We start from the raw sequence: 14,479 nt of genomic DNA on the forward strand, positions 1-14,479 counted from the left end.
TTCTTCCTCCTGATCTGTTTCCTCTATGAGGCTTACAACAAAATTCTTTCAAAAAAAGCAGGAGCGTACCTTGCCACATAAGATTCGCCCGTAAATGCCAATTCGTCCAGCCTGACACGCATATCCTGAAGGTTGATGCTTTCCCCGGCGATATTCAAAATCGCGGCTCTTGTCATCGCCCTCAGAATCGTGACTTCTTTTGCCAGCTTGTCTCCAAACAGCTTTCCGCTATGCACAATCTCTGAGCGATGATTGTACGATTTTTTTACAAACTGTGCAATCTGTTCACGCTGCAAGGCAGTTTCTCCAAAATAGTACGCCATTCGGACACGCAATTTATAGGTAATCTCGCCTTTTTTGCCATCGGGAACGAACAAAGATTCTAATGCAATCCACAGATCCAACAACTGATCCTCGTAGTTTTTCTTCTCCAGCGAGAGCGCATAGCGACGAAAAGCAAGGGATGGCAGCTTCTGTTCCACTAATGAAGTAAAAATACCCGCCGTTTCATCATCAAATGAGTACTTGTCACCATCAAGCGATCGCTTCAAATACGTAATACCATACATATTGCCATTGACGGTGATGATGTAAGGAATCGAACAAGTCCCCGTTGTGCACGCTAGATTCAGCTTATTTTCGATTTCTTCAATCCACACCCGATCATCCGTTACTTTCATCTCTTCGTGATCCCCAACTAAAAATAAACTGCTGGGATCTACACGCAAATCAAAGGTTCGTTTGTTCTCGTCCATCTCATTGCGTAAAAAACGAGACGCGATCTCATATGGCCTTTTTGCGCCGGATATGAGTGTGTACGAATTAGGCAAATCGATCCGAACGGGCTGTGCTGTTGTTGAATTGAATACGGGGGCGATTAAGACTGGCATAGTTCTCGCTCCTTCCAGACCAGCAGAGCACGTTTATTGTTTACATAATAAATATTATGTTCTATAAACAGTATCGTGCCATTCTGTAATTTTGACAACATATCAATTCCTTCTAAATGTGGACATGCTTCCTTACATACGAGTTTGCAACAACCTCATTATAGAATACCAGCATTTCCTATGATTCGTCATCATGTGTTTACGCCAAACTAGGTAAAGAAGGAGTTGATTTTATGGAAAAGGACCATATTCTAGATGAAAATCCGCATCAAACTTACAATAATGTAGCCCGTCCGCTAGAACAGACTGGCGAACCCCAGCCCGGCTCAAAAAAAGTGAAGCAGCAAAATCATTCTCGCTCCATTCAAACACGCGAAGGATAATGAATGGCACCTGGCTCCATTGCAGTCAGGTGCCTCTACCCTTCCTTTTTTTTACATCAAAAATGATTGAATTGTCCCACAAGGATGCACTATGATAAATTTAGTATCCTTGATGGAGGTTAAGTGAAGATGATCACCATTCCACTTCCGGGCAACCATAGCCCTCTTTCCAATTTGATCAGCTATAGTGTTTCTCCGCTGTACGAGATGGCTGCTAGTTTGTATACACTTGCCCAAGAGACACCTCCCGAGCGATTTGCGCATTGGACGGAAGAAAAAGTTGAGCAGTTTGAGTCTGCCCGTCTTTTAAAAGAATGGGGCTATTTTGTCCCCCTCTTTCGATATGGGATCCCTGACTCATTTGACCCCTTACATACAAAAGGTGTAATGGCTGTCGATGATCAATATGAGTACTTCGTAACACTTCCCACCGATCATTTTGTGCGTAGTATAAAACCGATCTTGGAGGAGTGGATATTGCATCATGATGCTCCTCTAGTTGCCTTCGATTTAGAAGAAGATGCCGATTATGTGAAAGGCCGTTTCAGCCTGTTCGTTTCATCTTATTGGCAGCTATTTTTTGAGGCGAATTGGGAGGCGATTGCTCCAAAATTTGTTCGTGAAGCTGAACGGATTTATTACTCTTTACAAGGAATCAAATCCCTTACTACCTATCTGCAATCCATTTCTCCCACAATTACTTATGATACAGAAACCCATCGGCTTACCTGTCCGAGTAATGGTCCTAGCTATGATGCGCAGCATTTGATTTTATATCCTAGCTATTATTATGCACAAGAGCCCACGCTTACGAAAAAAGGCTGGAATGCCCATTTGCTTTATTCCATCTCGGAAGTACCCACTCAACCAAAAACGCCCTCATGAAGGGCGTTTTTCATGTTGCATATGTGCGACAATTAATTTATCTAATTGTTGGCTGATTCTCACGATTTCAGGGTCAAGAAAATTGTAACCTGCATCTTTTGCTGCGCGCTCTAGTTTTAGTCGCAAGTCATCAATCATCCGACTCGTAATTTCCATGCTGCAGACCTCCACCTAACGTTGTCTCCCACTATTTTACATTATTTAAGATCAGGTGGAAAGGGGAAGATGTGGAAGAAAAAGCCTTGCACCCATTTCCGGCACAAGGCTTTTTCCACTTCTTATTTCATGACGTGGATCGGACGACCCAGAGCCAATTCAGCAGCTTCCATTGTTACTTCACCCAGTGTTGGATGTGCGTGGATGGTCAGCTCGATGTCTTCGAGTGTTGCGCCCATTTCAATCGCCAATCCGATCTCTGCGATGATGTTGGATGCTTCTGGACCAACGATTTGCGCACCCAATACGAGATTCGTTTCTTTTTCTGCAATCAGCTTCACATAACCTTCGCCTGCATTTACAGACAGAGCGCGACCGTTTGCTGCGAATGGGAAACGACCTACAATATAGTCGATGCCTTTTTCTTTTGCTTCTTTCTCATTGATTCCAACGCTTGCGATTTCTGGATCGCAGAATACAACCGCTGGAATCGCCTTGTAGTCAACTTCTGCAGGATGGCCAGCAATCGCCTCAGCAGCAACCTTACCTTCGTAGGAAGCTTTATGAGCCAATGCAGGACCTGCTACGATATCCCCGATCGCGTACACGTTAGGAATGCTCGTGCGGCCTTGCTTGTCGACAACGATCAACCCACGGTCAGTCATGTTCATGCCGATATCGCGAATACCGAGTTCATCTGTATTCGGACGGCGTCCAACAGTAACGAGTACGTATTCAGCCTCGATTTTTTGTTGCTCGCCTTTTACTTCTGCAGTTACGATCACGCCGTTTTCTGTCTCTTCCATTCCTTGTGCCAATGCTTTTGTATGGATGGTAACGTCGAGCTTTTTCAGCTTGCGTTCCACCAAACGTGGCATGTCTGGCTCAAATCCTGGCAAGATTTGATCGGAACCTTCCAAAATCGTAACTTTTGTACCAAACTTCGCGAACACAGTACCAAGCTCGATACCGATGTATCCGCCGCCGATTACCACAAGGCTCTTCGGCAGTTCAGTCATGGACAACGCTTCAGTAGAAGACATTACGCGTTTGCCAAACGGGAATGCAGGCAACTCGATTGGACGCGAACCAGTTGCAATGATGCAATGCTGGAAGCGATAACGGTTGACATCATAACCGTGGAATACACGCACTTCATTTTCACTTACGAACAGCGCTTCACCAGGGATTACCTGGATTTTGTGGCCTTTGAAGAGGGAGCCTACGCCGCCAGTCAGTTGCTTCACGATGCCGCTTTTCCACTCTTGTACTTTGGCAAAATCCACTTTTACATTTTCCATGGTGATACCCATGGATTCTGTATGTTGTGTGTGCTCATATGTGTGTGCAGCGTGGATCATCGCTTTGGAAGGGATGCAACCTACGTTCAGGCACACACCGCCCAGCTCAGCTTTTTCCACGACAGCTACTGTTTTACCAAGTTGAGCTGCACGAATCGCTGCAACATATCCACCTGGACCGGCACCGATTACGAGTACGTCAACCTCTGTAGTAAATTCACCTACTACCATTGTCTCTTATCCCTCCATGACGAGCAGCGTTGGGTTTTCAAGGAGCTGCTTCACGTAGTTGACGAAACGCTGTGCAGGTTCGCCATCAACCAAGCGGTGGTCAAAGCTCAAGGACAGGTGCAACATTTGACCTACCGCGATTTCTCCATTTTTCACAATCGGTTTTTCGCTAATGCGGCCAACACCCAGAATAGCTACTTCTGGATAGTTAATGATAGGCGTGAAGAACATACCACCCGCAGAACCGATGTTTGTGATGCTGAAAGTAGAACCTTTCAGCTCGTCAGCAGTCGCTTTGCGGTCGCGTGCTTTCTTCGCCAGATCGCCGATTTCGCCTGCGATTTGGAAGATGGATTTGCTGTCAGCAGATTTTACAACTGGAACGAGCAAGCCTTCTTCTGTCGAGGTAGCGATACCAATGTTGTAGTACTTTTTAAAGATGATTTCTTGTTTCTCATCGTCGATAGAAGCGTTGAGTTCTGGGAATTTCTTCAGACCAGCTACAACTGCTTTCACGATCATAGGCAGGTAAGTCAGCTTCACACCGCGCTCTTCAGCAAGTGGCTTCGCATCTTTACGCATAGCGACAAGCGCTGTAACATCCACTTCGTCGAAGATGGTAACGTGTGGTGCTGTGTAAGCAGATTTCACCATTGCTTTCGCGATTGCTTTACGCATACCTTTCATCGGAACGCGCTCTTCCAGCTCGCCTGCTGTAGGTGCGTGGTGAACAGTTGGAGCCGCTGCTGCTTGTGCTACACCTGTAGCTGCTGCAGGAGCTTCAGTAGCTACTGGAGCTGCCGCTGCTTGTGCAGTTGGTGCTGCTGCTCCACCAGATACGAAGCGATCTACGTCTTCGCGTGTGATGCGACCCAATTTGCCTGTACCAGGTACGTTAGCCAATTGAACGCCTTTTTCGCGAGCGTATTTACGAACGGAAGGTGTAGCCAGCACATGCTTACGGTCAATTGGTGCCGCTACTGCTGTTGCAGTTGCTTGTGCCATTGGCGTTTCCAAAGTTTGGTTCGCATTTGCGCTCACTTGGGAACCGATGTCGCAGCCTGGCTCCATTTTGTCTGCAGCTTGAGGCGCTGGTGCCGCTTCAGCAGCGTGGGAATCGCCATGACCATGGTCTGGCAGGTTCGGAATTTCGCCTTCTACGTCAAACTCGATCAGTGGATCGCCGACTACGGAAACCGTACCCTCGGTTACTTTCAGCTCGATAACTTTCCCTTTAACAGGCGACGGTACTTCTACAACCGCCTTGTCATTTTGTACTTCCATGATTACTTGGTCTTCTTCTACGGAATCTCCTGGCTGTACGTGCCATTTGACGATTTCGCCTTCATGGATACCCTCGCCGAGCTCCGGGAGTCTGAATGTAAAACGACTCACAGTATCTCCTCCTTATAACACTTCGCCATAGTAGTAAGCCTATATTTCCCAAAAGAAGGCGGAAAGCTTTCAACTTTTCCGCCATTATGTCTGTTTCTCAATTAAAAATCGAGGACTTGTGTCAGACCATCTACTACGCGTTTTACGTCAGGCAGCCATACATCTTCTGCTTGAGCAAACGGGTAAACGGTATCTGGTGCTGTAATACGCAGTACTGGTGCTTCGAGGTGCAGGATCGCACGCTCGTTGATTTGCGTGATGATTTCAGCCGCAACACCAGACGTTTTTTGTGCTTCTTGAACAACGATCGCACGGTTTGTTTTCTTCACAGAAGCTACGATGGTATCGATATCGAGTGGGCTGATGGTGCGCAGGTCGATTACTTCTACTTTTGCTCCACGCGCTTTCTCGATTTCTTCTGCTGCTTTCAGGCTGGTATGCACCATCGCACCATAGGTGATGATGGTAACATCGCTACCTTCTTTTACTACGTTTGCCTTGCCAAGTGGAATCGTGTACTCGCCTTCTGGAACTTCTTGACGGAAGGAACGGTACAGCTTCATGTGCTCAAGGAATACAACTGGATCGTTGTCGCGAATCGCGGAGATCAACAGTCCTTTTGCATCATATGGGTTGGAAGGGATAACCACTTTCAGTCCCGGAGTTTGCAGCATCAAGCCTTCCAAAGAGTCCGCATGCAGTTCAGGCGTTTTTACACCGCCACCAAATGGGGAGCGGAATGTAATTGGGCTCGAGAAGCGACCACCAGAACGGTAGCGCATACGGGAAGATTGGGATGCTACAGCATCAAACGTTTCAAATACGAAACCGAAGAATTGAATTTCTGCTACTGGACGGAAGCCGTTGATGGAAAGACCGACAGCCAAACCGCCGATTCCGGACTCAGCGAGTGGCGTATCGAATACGCGCTGCTCACCGAACTCAGCTTGCAGACCTTCTGTTGCACGGAACACCCCGCCGTTGTTACCTACGTCTTCACCGAAGACAAGAACGGTTTCATCGCGCTTCAACTCTACGCGCATTGCATCCGTAATGGCTTGAACCATTGTCATTTGTGCCATGGCTTATTTCGACTCCTTCGCCAGGAATTCTGCCTTTTGCTCTTCGAGTGCAGGCGGCAGTGTCTCAAACATTACATCGATCAGTTCGCTAACTTTCATCTTAGGTGTTTCGTCCGCTTTTTTGATTGCGTCCGCAACAGCTGCTTTCGCTTCTTCGATGACAGCTTCTTCGTCTTTTTCGCTCCAGAGGCCTTTTGCCTCGAGGAACTTGCGGAAACGGATCAGTGGATCGCGCAGTTCCCACTCGCTTTGCTCTTCACCTGTACGGTAACGAGTTGGGTCGTCACCAGCCATGGTATGAGGACCATAGCGGTACGTCATTGCTTCGATCAGAGTCGCACCTTCGCCATTTACGCCGCGCTCTTTTGCTTGTTGAACCGCGTAGTAAACCGCGAGAATGTCCATACCGTCAACGCGTTCGCTAGCAATACCAGCCGCTACTGCTTTGACTGCGATATTTTCAGAAGCCGTTTGTTTTTCGAACGGCAGGGAGATCGCATAACCGTTGTTTTGGGAGAAGAAGATAACAGGCAGTTTGTATACACCTGCAAAGTTCATACCCTCGTAGAAGTCACCTTGGGAAGTTGCACCGTCACCAAAGTAGTTGATCGCTACTTTCTTTTCACCGCGCAGCTTGTAACCCATTGCAACACCTGTTGCTTGCGTACATTGAGCCGCGATGATGATTTGTGGCATCAATACGTTTACACCTTCAGGAATTTTGCCACCCTCGATGTGTCCGCGGGAGTACAGGAATGCCTTGTGCATAGGGTAACCATGCCATACCATTTGTGGAATATCACGGTAGCTAGGCAGGACAAAGTCTTCTTTGGAAAGAGCAGCCTCGGAACCGATCATGCTTGCTTCTTGACCAGCTACTGGTGCATAGAAACCAAGACGACCTTGGCGGTTCAAGCTGATTGCGCGTTGGTCCCATACACGGGTAAATACCATTTTACGCATCAGTTCACGCAATTCATCATCGGAGAGCTTCGGCATCAAGTCAGGACGAACAACCGTACCATCCGGGGCAAGAATTTGCAGCGGGGCGTTGTTCTCTGTTTGTTCAACAGCAGTGGATACGCTCATCACATTCACCTCGTCACTAGAATAAGGGGCTTCCTTTTCCGCGTTGCCCTTTGTCATCTATCTGAGCATCTGCTCGATAAGCGACGAATGCCATTCGCGGGTGGAAGTGACCCTGATAAAATCCAGAAGAAAGTTGCATGGTGCAAGAAAGGGCTTACAGCGCCGTTTGCAACACCCTGTTATATTGCAGTCAAAATACCTGTTTAATGTGTTACAGTATTGATATTACAGGGTTTATTTCCTCTCTGTTATCATTTACTATATAAGCTGTATCAGTTTTTTTCAAGGCTTAGTTTTTTATTTGAGCAATCAGGGAGTGTGAATCGATGTCTGATTATGTAAAGCGAACCATAATGAAAGAAGAAGTGCCTAGCATCCACGTGGACACTCCCCGCTCGGTCAAAGTATACCTACCGCCGGGGTACAATGAGCTTCTTTCTTACCCTGTTGTGTACTGCCAGGATGGGAATGACTTTTTTACGATGGGACGAATCGCGACCATCTCCAATCAACTGATTCTGGAAGAAGGTATCGAACCCTACATCGTTGTCGGTGTCTCCGTCGATCGCAACAAGCGCACAAGCGAGTATTCTCCATCGGGGTCGAGAAATGCAGCCTATCAGCGCTTTTTCACCGAAGAACTGATTCCTTACATAGAGGAGCGTTATCCTGTGCGCCGTGATCCTGGTTCACGCATACTGGCAGGAGATTCTTTGGGTGGAACTGTTTCTTTGCATCTCGCATTGGAACATCCCGATCTCTTTCCACAAGTACTCGCGTTGTCCGGGGCGTTTTTCCAAACAACACTCGATCCACTTTTGAATCAGGCCAGTCTTTCCTGGCTGCGAATCTGGATGGTCGTCGGCCTCGATGAGACTGCTGTAGAAACAAGCGCGGGTACCTTCGATTTCGTGCACTGGAATCGCGAGGCAAAACAGATTCTTGAGGACAAGCAAGCAACCTTGTCCTATCGAGAAAAACCAGGGAATCACGTCTGGGGTTTGTGGCAAAAAGAGCTGCCAGATGCCTTGCGCTACTTCTTCCCACCTCCCCGTCTGTAACCATTACGAGCCATTGATTTCTTTGATGTCCTCGTATCCGTAGTACCGGCCATCCACCAGGAAAATGCCTTGGTGGTTGGCTTTTTCAATTTCGCCCGCAACCTGATTGGCGTCGTTTAGGACGATGTTGACAATCTTGCTCTCGTCCCGTTTCATTTGATTGAGAATGCGTTCTCGCTCTTTAGCCGAGATCATATCCATCCCTCTTTTCCCCTATGTTGGATAGCTATAGTATTTCATTGGCGGCTCTGAATTACACACAAGTGAGTTTGCCGAGTGGAACCAAAAAAAGCCTTGCCGCTCTCCATGTTTCCGGATACGGCAAGACTCTTTTTTTATTATTCGATGGTTGTATATTTAAAATCTCTACCACCAAACGGATTGTTCAAAAATCCTTTGACTTTGTCATTTTTTATATACGGTCTTACGCCATAATACACAGGGGCAATCGGCATTTCCTCCATTAAGATGCTCTCTGCCTCACGCATGATCGCATTACGCTTCGTCGGATCTTTTTCCAAGTAACTCTGGACGATTAGCTCCCGGTATCTGTCGTTTTCCCAAGCAGCGTCGTTCGTCCCCACTGTTTTGTCCTTGAAAATTTCCAGGAAATTGATGGGGTCGTTAAAATCAGCACCCCAATTTCGGTAGGCAAACTGATAGTTTTTGGAGCGCTTGTTTTGTAAAAATACTTTTTCCTCCAAGCCACTGATTTTTACATCAACACCCAAGCTTCTTTTCCATTGATCTTGAAGCACTTCAGCCAGCTTTTTCTGACGATCGTCACCTGAACCATACGTGAAGGTCATGGCAGGCATCGTCGAAAGCCCCAGCTCCTTTAACCCTTCAGCCAATAACTTTTTCGCCTTCTCTACATCCTCTTGAAAATAGTCATTTCCGCTAAGTTGCATGGAGGGCGGAACCCATGCAAAAGCCGCAGGCACCCCTGTCTGCACAATTCCGTCTACCAAAGGCTGCCGTTGGATCGAATACGAGAAGGCTTGTCGAATCTTTTTATTCGTAAATGGGGACACGGTTGTATTAAAGGTAACGGCAACTGTGTTCGGATACGGCGCCATTACGATTTTTCCTTCCTCCTGCAAGGCGGGAATCACGTCGACGGGCAACACGTAGCTTGGATGCCCTCCCCAATCCAAATCACCAGAATCAAACAACGCTTGAGCTGTGTTGGTATCAGTAATCATGCTCCAGACGATCTTGTCGAGCTTCACAGCTTCTTTGTCATGATAATTCTCGTTTTTCACAAGAACCAATTTGTTTTTATGCTCCCACAGCTCCATTTTGAATGGGCCGTTGCCTACGTAGTTGTCTGGAGACGCTGCCCAATCCGGATGTGCCTCCAAGGTCTTTTTATGTAAAGGAAACAATGTCGGGAAAGCCGTCAATTCATAAAAAAACGGAGCTGGCGAATTGAGCTTGACCTCTAATGTAAAATCATCAAGTGCTTTAACCCCTACGCCTTCATGCGATCCTTTCCCTGTGTTAAATCCCTCTGCCCCTTTAATGAAATAAAGCATATAGGCATATTCGGACGCTGTCTTCGGGTCGAGATTTCTTTTCCAGGCGAACTCAAAGTCATGGGCGGTTACCGAATCTCCGTTGCTCCATAACGCATTCGTTTTCAATTTGAATGTGTACGTCGTCAAATCCTCGGATACCGTATAACTGTCGGCGATTGCGTTAGCTATTTTTCCATCCGGTCCATAGCGAGTCAGTCCTTCAAAACAGGCAGTAATGACATCAAAGGAGGTACCATCGGAAGCAAGTCCGGGATCCGCTGTCGGAGGCTCTCCACCGTCTGCGTTCCAATTCAATACCATCTCTTTTCCTGTTGGCTGCACTGTTTGAGATGCCTGATCATTCGGTTTGTTCGTTACCCCCGTTTCACTTGTACTACATCCCGTAATAACTTGAAGTAGCAAGAAACAACTCAAAATGAAGCTCTTTCTCTTTCTCATCGAGACCATCCCCCTTGATTCCATTCGATTCCATACACCAGTAAATACTATTGCTTTATCACACTACTATGATAACGCAAGTGTAGGAGAAACAAATCAGACGGTATGGCGAAAAACAGATCGTGTATAGACTCTTATTTTGTACAAATTGTCTAACTATTTAGAATTGATGGTTGAAGCAAAGAAAAAAGCCAGTCTTCCCTTCGACTGGCTACAAGCGTTTGATTCAATTACACTGTTACCAATAATTCCTCTACTGCTTCCACAACGGTCTTGATATGTTGATCGCTAATGTGTCGATGCGTCGTAAAGCGAATGACATACTCGTCAAAATCGACCGCGAGCACTCCTTTTTCTTCCAAACGTTCCAAGAAGGCGACAGCTGTTTGTCCAATCGAGCCCGTATTCACCAGCACGATATTCGACTCGACTTGCTCCACCTGAAGCGATAGCTGGCGCAAGCCTTTCGCCAATTGCTGTGCCCGTTCATGATCTTCTGCCAATCGTTCGGTCATTTGTGTCAGAGCAATGATGCCCGGCGCTGCCAAATACCCTGCCTGACGCAACCCCCCGCCTAATTTTTTTCTCCACCATCTCGCTTCTTCGATAAACGCACGTTCACCAGCCAAAATGGAACCAACTGGAGCACTCAGCCCTTTGGACAAGCAAATCTGAACGGTATCGGCATAAGCGCTTAGCTCACTGACTGCAACACCTTGTGCCACAGCCGCATTGAAGAGACGCGCACCGTCCAAATGAACGGGAACACCGTGTTTTTGCGCGATATCATAGACGTTCTTCATTTGCTCAACAGAGATTACCGCCCCGCCCGCGCGATTATGTGTATTTTCGAGACAGATCAATTTTGTCCGAGGAAAATGGATATTGTTGCCCCGAATCGCCCTCTCTACCTCTTCTGCACGCAGAGCACCGCGTTCACCAACCAGCGTCCGTGTTTGCACGCCAGCCAATGCCGACATTGCGCCGCCTTCATAGTAAAAAATGTGCGAATCCGCTTCCGCAATGACTTCGTCTCCGTTGACACAATGCGTCAAAACAGCGACCTGATTACCTTGCGTGCCACTTGTTACGAACAGGGCAGCTTCCTTTCCGAGTATTTCAGCCGCGATCGCTTCCAAACGATTGACAGTTGGGTCTTCCCGGTAAACATCATCCCCAACCTCCGCTTCTGCCATTGCTCGAAGCATCTCCTCGGTTGGCTTCGTAACGGTATCACTTCGCAAATCGATTTTCATAAATGATTCTCCCCCACCCTGTTGTCATTATCTAGACATATCGTAACACTTTCAACATTGCATCCTGATTTCCCTCTTGCTAAGATGGAGGGGTAACTTACATACAGTTAGGGGATTTGACCTGTGAAACTAAAAATCACTCGTAACGCTGCCAAGCAATTGGCTCCAATCATCGAGCAAGAAGAAGACAAAGAATTGAAACTGCGCGTTTATATTACGCACGCTCACGGTGATCATGCACATTACGGACTCGCTCTGGACAAGCCAACAGAAGAAGATGTTGTGATCTCTACCGACAAAGAGATCGATGTGATCGTGAAAAAGGATGAGCCTTTGCTGGATGGCGTCGTCATTGATTACCTCTTCTTGCCACAAGAAGGTTTTGTGATTACGAACCCTTCTAAAGGTAACACAGGCGACCACTAAGCATGATACAGATAAACCCTCTGTTTTTTTACAAGCAGAGGGTTTTCTTTGATGAGTCGATTCTTATTCGTCAGTAGCCATGGTGTAGAGCGCTGTTGGTAAATCTATTAGCAACGGTGAAGAAACGTCATCAACCTGCGTCATAACAAGCCGATGGACTGGACGTGTCATCGCGACATACAATAGTTTCGCGTCCCATTCATTATTTTGATAGGCGTCCACATCCAGCAAAATGACCACATCAAACTGCAAGCCTTTTGTTAAAAAAGCAGGCATGACGGTTACGCCACCTGGAAATTGGTTATCCTTGCTGCCTAACAGAGTCAGATCAGCTATCTTGTCTTGCAGGCCTTTATGTGCTTTTTTACTCGCTAGGATCGTTTTCGCTACGATCGCAATCGTTTTGAAGCCTTCCGACTGGTAGTCTGCCACACGCGAAGAGATGTCCTCCCACAGTTGCGCTCGTGAACGAGCCTTGACCATGATTGGTTTTTCACCATGACGCAAAACCGGTTTTGCCAATACCGTCTCGGGCAATTCAATTTGCCGCAACACTTCGTTAGCACAGCGCATAATCTCAATTGTCGAACGATAGCTTTGCGACAACGTATAATAGGAAGGAAACAGCTGCGCAAATATCCCCTTGGTCAACTCTTCCCAAGCATGAATTCCTCGGTAGCTATGAATGCCTTGCGCAATATCTCCCACGATCGTGAGCGAGTTTCGCTTGGTTGCCAATGCAATGACAGCTATTTCTAACGCACTCAAGTCTTGTGCTTCATCCACGACCGTATGATCAAAATGCTCCGCCTTATTCATTCCTTCCACAATATGCTGCAAGTATAGCAATGGCGCGATATCTTCGGGCTCCAATCGCTCCTCTGCAAACAGCGCAGCACTTGACTGAGTCACATCACGCACAACTTCGTCTGAAATGTCAGCAGGTGCGAGTTTGCGCAGCAATTCCTCGTCAGCAATCAGCTCGCGATAAGCTGCGAAGATTTCCAGTCTTGGAAACGAAGTCAGGTACGTATCCAGGATTTGCTCCAGCATTTTCTCGAATTTGTACAAGCCTTCTTTGTCCAAATCGACTTTTCGTTCTCGTAAATGGGCAAATAATTGCTTGTTCATTTCTTGTTTTAAATGCTTGCGAAGCGCTTCTACTCGACGATGATACGGCATATTGGCGAATTGCTCCAAGAAGCATTGGCGTATAAAATCACCCGGAATGGAAAAGACTTGCTTTGTTTTGTTGTATAAAAAGCTGAGTTTCTTAAAAGGGATTCTCGTTTCGACGATATGCCGAATGTATTGCTCCAGCGCCTCCCGACAAGCGAGCGATCCTTTGAAGCGAAGCCTGTTTCGCGTCATTTCTTGCTGGCGCTCATCCTGCCCTTCTTCGAAGAACAATTGAAGAGGCTTATCGGGACTCACGATTCTCCATCCTTTTGGAAGCAGAGGCTTCACAAGACGCGCTGCCCAATCTACAAAGGTAGACTGTTGAACGTCATCAACTCCCAACTCCGGCAAAACCTCGGATATATAGGTAAGAAACATCCGGTTTGGCGCAAACACCATGAATTTTTTGGACATCATGGAATCCTGGAAGTTATAAATCAAATAGGAGAGTCGGTGCAGCGCAATCGTCGTTTTTCCGCTCCCCGCTACACCTTGCACGACAATGGGCCGTTCTTTTTCCGCCCGAATAATATCATTTTGCTCGGATTGAATGGTAGCGACGATGTCTTTTAGTCTGCTATCGTTCGCCTGATTTAAATTGGCTGCCAAAAATTCATCGATGAAGCCCTCCTGCAAAAACTCGTCAGGATGCCCCATTTCGCGGTTAATTGTTTCTTTTACCGCTCCATCATAGATGCCAACGATCTTTCCGTCTTCAATCGCAAAATTACGCTTTAATCGAACTTCACCACGCACGATCTCGCGTCCCATCCGATAAAACGCGTCTTTGCTCTCACCAGAATAATAAAGACTGGCGATAGGCGCTCGCCAATCCACGACGACAGAATCAAATGTATCGCTGCGTACAATTCCCCGTTTTCCTATGTAGACCTGATCCAGCTCGTAGATTTCATCCTTCAAGAAGTCCACTCTGCCGAAATAAGGCTTCTCTCGCCCCTGATCTTCCAGATAGCGCAAATCCTTTGCCTTTTTAGAGTTAACGACCTGTTTCACATAGTCATCGGTTGCCTCGCGAATTTCATTGCGAAGCTGCTCCATTTCTTCATCAATAGCTGAAATGGTTTCATCCAGCTTTTTTTGTTCCAACTCATAATCACGATGCTGTGTACTCACCTTCATTCCCCCTCACATGTATCGTGTCTTTG

At 46.9% G+C, this 14,479-nt stretch carries 14 protein-coding genes; 4 read left to right on the top strand and 10 right to left on the bottom strand.

Annotated elements, in window-relative coordinates:
* Positions 1–32: 32 nt before the first annotated feature.
* Positions 33–890 carry a HEPN domain-containing protein gene (locus HP570_RS01610; protein ID WP_087349042.1) on the bottom strand — a complete coding sequence of 286 codons (858 nt, stop codon included), beginning with the start codon at positions 888–890 and terminating at the stop codon, positions 33–35.
* A 233-nt stretch (positions 891–1,123) separates the two neighbouring features.
* Between HP570_RS01610 and HP570_RS01615 the strand changes: the two genes are divergently transcribed.
* Positions 1,124–1,273 carry a hypothetical protein gene (locus tag HP570_RS01615; RefSeq protein ID WP_015891582.1) on the top strand — a complete coding sequence of 50 codons (150 nt, stop codon included), beginning with the start codon at positions 1,124–1,126 and terminating at the stop codon, positions 1,271–1,273.
* 129 nt (positions 1,274–1,402) lie between these two features.
* Positions 1,403–2,158: a hypothetical protein gene (locus tag HP570_RS01620; protein WP_173624713.1), complete on the top strand. Its 756-nt coding sequence runs from the start codon at positions 1,403–1,405 to the stop codon at positions 2,156–2,158.
* Here HP570_RS01620 and HP570_RS01625 read toward each other — a convergent pair.
* The 5 genes from HP570_RS01625 to pdhA all read right to left on the bottom strand — a co-directional run bounded on the left by HP570_RS01625 (position 2,153) and on the right by pdhA (position 7,412).
* Positions 2,153–2,314, bottom strand: coding sequence for an aspartyl-phosphate phosphatase Spo0E family protein (locus HP570_RS01625; RefSeq protein ID WP_015891584.1), 162 nt, complete (start codon positions 2,312–2,314; stop codon positions 2,153–2,155). The genes HP570_RS01620 and HP570_RS01625 overlap by 6 nt on opposite strands.
* 122 nt (positions 2,315–2,436) lie before the next feature.
* On the bottom strand, positions 2,437–3,846 hold the full coding sequence (lpdA, locus tag HP570_RS01630) for a dihydrolipoyl dehydrogenase (protein WP_015891585.1): 1,410 nt from the start codon (positions 3,844–3,846) through the stop codon (positions 2,437–2,439).
* A gap of 6 nt (positions 3,847–3,852) precedes the next feature.
* Complete coding sequence (locus HP570_RS01635) at positions 3,853–5,241, bottom strand: dihydrolipoamide acetyltransferase family protein (RefSeq protein ID WP_173624714.1); 1,389 nt, start codon at positions 5,239–5,241, stop codon at positions 3,853–3,855.
* A 101-nt stretch (positions 5,242–5,342) separates the two neighbouring features.
* Positions 5,343–6,323 carry an alpha-ketoacid dehydrogenase subunit beta gene (locus tag HP570_RS01640; protein WP_015891587.1) on the bottom strand — a complete coding sequence of 327 codons (981 nt, stop codon included), beginning with the start codon at positions 6,321–6,323 and terminating at the stop codon, positions 5,343–5,345.
* Positions 6,324–6,326: 3 nt separating this feature from the next.
* Positions 6,327–7,412, bottom strand: a complete 1,086-nt coding sequence (pdhA, locus tag HP570_RS01645) for a pyruvate dehydrogenase (acetyl-transferring) E1 component subunit alpha (protein ID WP_015891588.1) — start codon at positions 7,410–7,412, stop codon at positions 6,327–6,329.
* Positions 7,413–7,738: 326 nt separating this feature from the next.
* Here pdhA and HP570_RS01650 point away from each other — a divergent pair, with 326 nt between their 5' ends.
* A complete protein-coding gene (locus HP570_RS01650; RefSeq protein ID WP_173624715.1) occupies positions 7,739–8,473 on the top strand; it encodes an alpha/beta hydrolase in 735 nt (244 codons plus the stop codon).
* Between the two features lie 3 nt (positions 8,474–8,476).
* On the opposite strand, the gene HP570_RS01655 is transcribed toward HP570_RS01650, so the two are convergent.
* The 3 genes from HP570_RS01655 to ltaE form a co-directional block, all read right to left on the bottom strand.
* Positions 8,477–8,674 (bottom strand): hypothetical protein, encoded by a 198-nt coding sequence (locus tag HP570_RS01655; protein ID WP_015891590.1) that lies wholly within the window; start codon positions 8,672–8,674, stop codon positions 8,477–8,479.
* 137 nt (positions 8,675–8,811) lie between these two features.
* The gene (locus HP570_RS01660) at positions 8,812–10,452 is read right to left on the bottom strand and encodes a peptide ABC transporter substrate-binding protein (protein ID WP_173624716.1); all 1,641 of its coding nucleotides are present in this window, start codon (positions 10,450–10,452) and stop codon (positions 8,812–8,814) included.
* A 230-nt stretch (positions 10,453–10,682) separates the two neighbouring features.
* Positions 10,683–11,708 carry a low-specificity L-threonine aldolase gene (ltaE, locus tag HP570_RS01665; RefSeq protein ID WP_173624717.1) on the bottom strand — a complete coding sequence of 342 codons (1,026 nt, stop codon included), beginning with the start codon at positions 11,706–11,708 and terminating at the stop codon, positions 10,683–10,685.
* Positions 11,709–11,831: 123 nt separating this feature from the next.
* Between ltaE and HP570_RS01670 the strand changes: the two genes are divergently transcribed.
* Positions 11,832–12,134, top strand: coding sequence for a HesB/IscA family protein (locus HP570_RS01670; RefSeq protein ID WP_015891593.1), 303 nt, complete (start codon positions 11,832–11,834; stop codon positions 12,132–12,134).
* 63 nt (positions 12,135–12,197) lie between these two features.
* Here the strand turns inward: HP570_RS01670 and HP570_RS01675 are convergent, their stop codons facing one another.
* Positions 12,198–14,447, bottom strand: coding sequence for a HelD family protein (locus HP570_RS01675; RefSeq protein ID WP_173624718.1), 2,250 nt, complete (start codon positions 14,445–14,447; stop codon positions 12,198–12,200).
* Positions 14,448–14,479 lie beyond the last annotated feature (32 nt).

It is taken from the genome of Brevibacillus sp. RS1.1 (assembly GCF_013284365.1).
Taxonomy (GTDB): domain Bacteria; phylum Bacillota; class Bacilli; order Brevibacillales; family Brevibacillaceae; genus Brevibacillus; species Brevibacillus brevis_D.

Bases quoted from the DNA above. Each gene is read 5' to 3' on its own strand.
- HP570_RS01620 (WP_173624713.1), top strand. From the start codon at position 1,403: ATGATCACCATTCCACTTCCGGGCAACCATAGCCCTCTTTCCAATTTG.
- pdhA (WP_015891588.1), bottom strand. From the start codon at position 7,412: ATGAGCGTATCCACTGCTGTTGAACAAACAGAGAACAACGCCCCGCTG.
- HP570_RS01655 (WP_015891590.1), bottom strand. From the start codon at position 8,674: ATGGATATGATCTCGGCTAAAGAGCGAGAACGCATTCTCAATCAAATG.
- HP570_RS01650 (WP_173624715.1), top strand. From the start codon at position 7,739: ATGTCTGATTATGTAAAGCGAACCATAATGAAAGAAGAAGTGCCTAGC.
- HP570_RS01625 (WP_015891584.1), bottom strand. From the start codon at position 2,314: ATGGAAATTACGAGTCGGATGATTGATGACTTGCGACTAAAACTAGAG.
- HP570_RS01610 (WP_087349042.1), bottom strand. From the start codon at position 890: ATGCCAGTCTTAATCGCCCCCGTATTCAATTCAACAACAGCACAGCCC.
- HP570_RS01660 (WP_173624716.1), bottom strand. From the start codon at position 10,452: ATGAGAAAGAGAAAGAGCTTCATTTTGAGTTGTTTCTTGCTACTTCAA.
- HP570_RS01615 (WP_015891582.1), top strand. From the start codon at position 1,124: ATGGAAAAGGACCATATTCTAGATGAAAATCCGCATCAAACTTACAAT.
- ltaE (WP_173624717.1), bottom strand. From the start codon at position 11,708: ATGAAAATCGATTTGCGAAGTGATACCGTTACGAAGCCAACCGAGGAG.
- HP570_RS01640 (WP_015891587.1), bottom strand. From the start codon at position 6,323: ATGGCACAAATGACAATGGTTCAAGCCATTACGGATGCAATGCGCGTA.
- lpdA (WP_015891585.1), bottom strand. From the start codon at position 3,846: ATGGTAGTAGGTGAATTTACTACAGAGGTTGACGTACTCGTAATCGGT.